The sequence below is a fragment of the Bacteroidota bacterium genome, assembly GCA_037133915.1.
GTDB lineage: Bacteria > Bacteroidota > Bacteroidia > Bacteroidales > CAIWKO01 > JBAXND01.
On record JBAXND010000099.1, the window covers coordinates 1 to 5,059 of the forward strand.

3 protein-coding genes are annotated in these 5,059 nt (G+C 42.0%); 1 reads left to right on the plus strand and 2 read right to left on the minus strand.

Going from position 1 to position 5,059, the window contains the following annotated elements:
• Nucleotides 1–93 precede the first annotated feature (93 nt).
• Complete coding sequence (locus WCM76_16625; GenBank protein MEI6767257.1) at nt 94–2,949, plus strand: PD-(D/E)XK nuclease family protein; 2,856 nt, start codon at nt 94–96, stop codon at nt 2,947–2,949.
• Nucleotides 2,950–3,022: 73 nt separating this feature from the next.
• On the opposite strand, the gene WCM76_16630 is transcribed toward WCM76_16625, so the two are convergent.
• Together WCM76_16630 and WCM76_16635 are read right to left on the minus strand one after the other, a co-directional pair.
• Nucleotides 3,023–3,598 (minus strand): rubrerythrin family protein, encoded by a 576-nt coding sequence (locus WCM76_16630; GenBank protein MEI6767258.1) that lies wholly within the window; start codon nt 3,596–3,598, stop codon nt 3,023–3,025.
• A 70-nt stretch (nt 3,599–3,668) separates the two neighbouring features.
• Nucleotides 3,669–4,835 (minus strand): proline dehydrogenase family protein, encoded by a 1,167-nt coding sequence (locus tag WCM76_16635; GenBank protein MEI6767259.1) that lies wholly within the window; start codon nt 4,833–4,835, stop codon nt 3,669–3,671.
• Nucleotides 4,836–5,059: the final 224 nt, after the last annotated feature.

The window sequence follows — 5,059 nt, forward strand, 5'->3', positions numbered from 1 at the left end:
ATTTGTTGCGGTTTGCAAAATAATATTCTGTATTTTTATCGGACAATAGTGTTTTCAAATCATCAAATTTTCAAATCATCAAATTGGGTAGGCATGAAATTTCTGGAAAGAACAGCGAAGTATATTGCAGAACATTATGCTGATAAGACGGGTGAGCTATACGTTGTGCTGCCTAACAGACGCGCCGGACTTTTCCTTAAACGGTACCTTACGTCGCAAATGGGAACAACATTTTGGGCGCCCGAAATATTTTCAATTCAGGATTTTATTTTTAATCTTACCGGGTTTCAAATAGCTGATCAGCACGACTTAACATTCACGCTATATTCCCTGCACAAATCGCGTGAAGCAACCAAAGCACAGCCGCTGAATGACTTTTTAAAATGGGGCTCAACAATGCTGAACGATTTCAACGACGTTGACCTGTACATGACGGACGTAGAAAATCTTTTTACGTATTTGACCGAAGCCAAAGCTATTGCACGCTGGAATCCTGATGGTAGCCCACTGACTGATTTTGAAAAAGAATATCTGCGGTTCTACAATGCAATGGGCGGATATTACACTGAATTAAGAACGTTACTCACTAAAGATAAAAAAGCTTACCCGGGTATGGCATTCCGTATGGTTGCCGAAAATTGTGCCCAAATGACTGCTTCTCTTGCAGGAAAGAAAATCATTTTTGCGGGACTCAATGCACTTACACCTTCCGAAGAAACGATTGTTCGCTACATGGTGAACGAGCGTAAGGCCGATATTCTGTGGGATGCCGATGAGTATTATCTTTCTGACAAACGTCAAGAGGCAGGGCGATTTTTACGTAAGTATCTTACAAAATGGAACCTCCCCGAATTCAATTGGGTAGATAATAATTTTGCTGACGCCGGACGGCGCATATGTATAACAGGTATTCCCGGAAATGTAAGTCAGGCAAGATATGCCGGAGCACTTTTAAAAGATTACGTTCAGGAAAATCCTGATGCAGCACGAAAAATTGCTGTGGTACTCGCCGATGAAAAGCTGTTGGTACCTGTGTTGAATTCGCTGCCGGCAGAAATCACAAAGTTTAATATCACTATGGGATACCCGTTAAAGGATACGCCCGTTTTCAGCTTTGCGGAAGCCACTTTTGCAGTGCATGTAAATGCCGCAAAATTTGGTAAAAAGGCCGGTGAGAAAGCCTTTTGCTTTTATGCTCATGATCTTATTCGTTTGCTGAATCATCCGTATATGCAGCTTTTGTGTGGAACAGCCGGCGATGATGGACTTCCCTGTTCACGAAAAGTTGCAGATGCCCTTACGCTTAATAACTTCATTTTTGTTTCGCCCCGGGGCATCGAAGCAGAATTTGAAAAGATTTCTGAAGGTCGATTTGCAACTGTTGCCGCATTATTCAATATTGATATTTCCGATTCATGTTCGCTGCTGAAAGCGCTGTCTTCATCGCTTCAACGCTTGCGTCAGATAATTTCCGAAGATGATAAAGACCGTATTGAGCTTGAGTTTATTTTTAACTACTATGGTATTATAAACCGTTTATTGGATCTATTTGCGCGTAATGCTGAAGCTGTTGATATTAAAACACTGCAATCATTTCTGGTGCAAATGTCAAAAGCTCAAACAATCCCATTTTATGGTGAGCCGTTGGAAGGTCTGCAACTGCTGGGATTGCTCGAAACCCGTGCGCTGGATTTTGATACGGTAATATTGTTATCGGCCAATGAGGGCATTATTCCGTCAGGTAAAAGTCAGAATTCTTTCGTGCCTTTTGATATTCGTGTAGAATACGGTTTGCCTGTGCATACCGAGAAGGAAGCTGTTTTTGCGTACCATTTCTATCGTCTGCTTCAGCACTGCCCTGACATACATTATGTATACAACACAGAGTCTGACCCCATGGGTGGCGGTGAAAAAAGCCGTTTTATTGAGCAATTGCTGCATGAACTTCCTGCCTTCAATCCTGACATTGAAATTGTGGAGAAAGTCCTTTCCTTGCCTCTACAAAATGACCTTGTTGATAGTTCAATTTCAATAGCAAAATCAGAGGATACACTGAATCGCTTATATGAAAAAGCAAAAACCGGTTTTGCTCCGAGTACAATCAATGCATACCGTTCATGTTCATTGCGGTTCTATTTCAAAGAAATTGCAGGCCTTGCCGAAACCGAAGAGATTGCTGAAACAGTCGATTCTGCTACCTTAGGAACCGTTATCCATAAAGTACTGGAAGAATTGTTCACTCCATTTATCGGTCTGAAAGTTACTTCTGCCGATGTAAAAGAAATGCATAAAATCTATTACAGCCTGCTCTCTGATGAGTTTTCAAAGATATTTTCAGGAGGCGACATGTCATCGGGTAAAAACCTGCTTATTCTGAAAGTGGCGGCATTGTATATTTTTAATTTTATCAGTGAACAGCAACATGAAGTGCAGAATTTTGAAAAGCAACAGATTCAGTTGCTGATTGCCGGTCTTGAACAGAAGCTTACTGTTGAAATGCCTGTTACTTCTGCCGGTCGGGAACTTACGGTATTGCTTAAAGGTACTATCGACCGAATCGATAATGTTGGAAACGGCATCCGGATTGTTGATTACAAATCCGGAAAAGTGAGTGCAAAAGATCTTACACTCGACGATTGGGAATTATTGCGGAGCGATTCAAAGCTCGACAAATGCCTGCAACTGCTGATGTATTCCTGGCTTTACTATAAGCAACAGGGAAATGTTGTGTCCATACCCGCAATCATAAGTTTTCGTAATATCAGTTCATGGGCAATTCATGTAACATTGCCTGATGATGAACATTTGAATGCCGATACATTGCAGCGATTCGAAGATATTTTGCTTGATATCCTGGCGCAAATATTTGATCCGTCAATTCCCTTTACACAAACCGATAAACCTGAAAATTGCACCTACTGTCCGTATATTAGTATCTGCAACCGTTGATAAACAAAGAGAGACCGCACAGCAGCCTCTCTTTTCACTATTTTGTCTTTATTCTTATGTCTGTCGTCTGCTTTTAAAAGTTTTCTGCTTTAATTTCAAAGTATGCTTGCGGATGATCGCAAACAGGGCAGTTCTCCAGTGCTTTGATGCCGGTATGAACATGACCGCATTTACGACAAACCCACTTAACAGGCTCGTCACTTACAAATACTTTACCTTCTTCTACGTTTCTCAGTAATTTCAGGAAGCGGGCTTCGTGCTCAGCCTCAATTTTGGCGATAAGTTTATAGGCAATCGCAATTTTTTGAAATCCTTCGGCGCGCGCTTTTTCTTCAAACTCGGGGTAAAGCTCTGTCCACTCTTCATTTTCGCCGTTTGCTGATGCAACTAAATTTTCCTGTGTGGTGCTGATTTTCCCTCCCGGATAAGTAGCCGTTATTTCTACCGGTCCGCCTTCCAGAAATCTGAAAAATATTTTGGCATGTTGTTCTTCCTGCATGGCTGTTTCCATGAACAATGCTGCAATTTGCTCGTAGCCGTCTTTCTGCGCCTGTTTGGCAAAAAAAGTATAACGGTTCTTGGCTTGCGATTCTCCTGCGAATGATTTCAGCAGGTTTTTTTCGGTTTGGGTTCCTTTGATGCTGCTCATATGACAATGTTTTAATGAATATTATTAATGTGTCCTGATTCTCCCGTATGCAAAAATAGGCATATTTACCTTAACGAACTTTTCTTCGTGATAATTCTGTTCTGATAAGCATCAATTCGCGCCCTGTCTGCCCTGCAATGGCGGTATTTTCTTCTGCACGCCGCACCAGGTAGGGCATTACTGTTTTAACCGGGCCGTACGGTACGTATTTACATACATTATATCCTGCCTTCGCCAGATTGAAACTTATGTGGTCGCTCATACCGTATAGCTGCGAAAACCAAATGGTATCGATGTTTCGCTGGAGTCCTTTCTCATCAATGAGGGTCGCGAGCAGTTGTGCACTCTCTTCATTATGTGTTCCTGCACAAATTGAGACACTGTCGTAATTCGCTAAACAAAGTTTAAGTGCATGGTTATATGCCGTGTCTGTTTCACTTTTTGTTGAAAATGTTGGTGACGTGTATCCTTCTATTTGCGCACGTTTCCGCTCTTTTTCAAGATAGGCGCCGCGTACCAGCTTAAAACCACAATGCCATCCTTCGGATTTAGATTTTAAAATAATTTCATGAAGATAGGAGAGGCGGTCGGTACGGTAAAGCTGAAGAGTGTTGAATACGATGGCTCTTTTTTTGTTGAATTGCTGCGCCATTTTAACTACAATTGCATCTATTGCCGGTTGGGCGTTGAATTCTTCGGCATCGGCCATCAACGGAACATCCGCCTCATAAGCACGTTTGCAAAGCGAGACGTAACGCTGCTCAAAACGCGCAAAAGCCCCGCGTTCATCTGCTGTCAACACTGCACCCTTGCTTACTTTCTCTAAAAGTTCAGGCGAACCTATACCCGATGGTTTAAATACCGCAAAAGGAATATGCGCATTATTTTGCGCTTTCGCGATAAGCGATGATATTTCGGCTGTCACAAAATCATACGATGCCTCCGTGGCTTTCCCTTCCGCTGAGTAATCAGGAATGGATGAAGCCTGACGGGCTGCAAGGGCTTTCATACTTTGTTCGCATTCATCAATAGTCTCGCCTCCGCAGAAGTGCCTGAAAATAGTGGGTTTCACAATCCATCCTATAGGAAAGCGAATAAAAAGGGCTATACTGAGCAATACTTTTCCGATTGCCACAAACCAGCGCTTGTCCATCAGATTAAACAGGCGATAGGCGCTGCGCAGCTCGGCATCGGTCTTTCCTTCAAATGCGTTTTGCGTATCCTGAAAATCTACCATTTTAATTAATAATTAACAATGTGCAATTAATAGTTAACAGATAGTAGTGCATCTTTCTGAATTTAAAAATTAGTCAATTTGAAAATTCAGGCTATTCTGTATTCTGTCTTCACGACTCACGACTTTCGACTTTCGACTTTCGACTTTCGACTCACGACTTTCGACTCAAGACTTTCGACTTTCGACTTTCGACTTTCGACTTTCGACTTTCGACTTTCGACTTT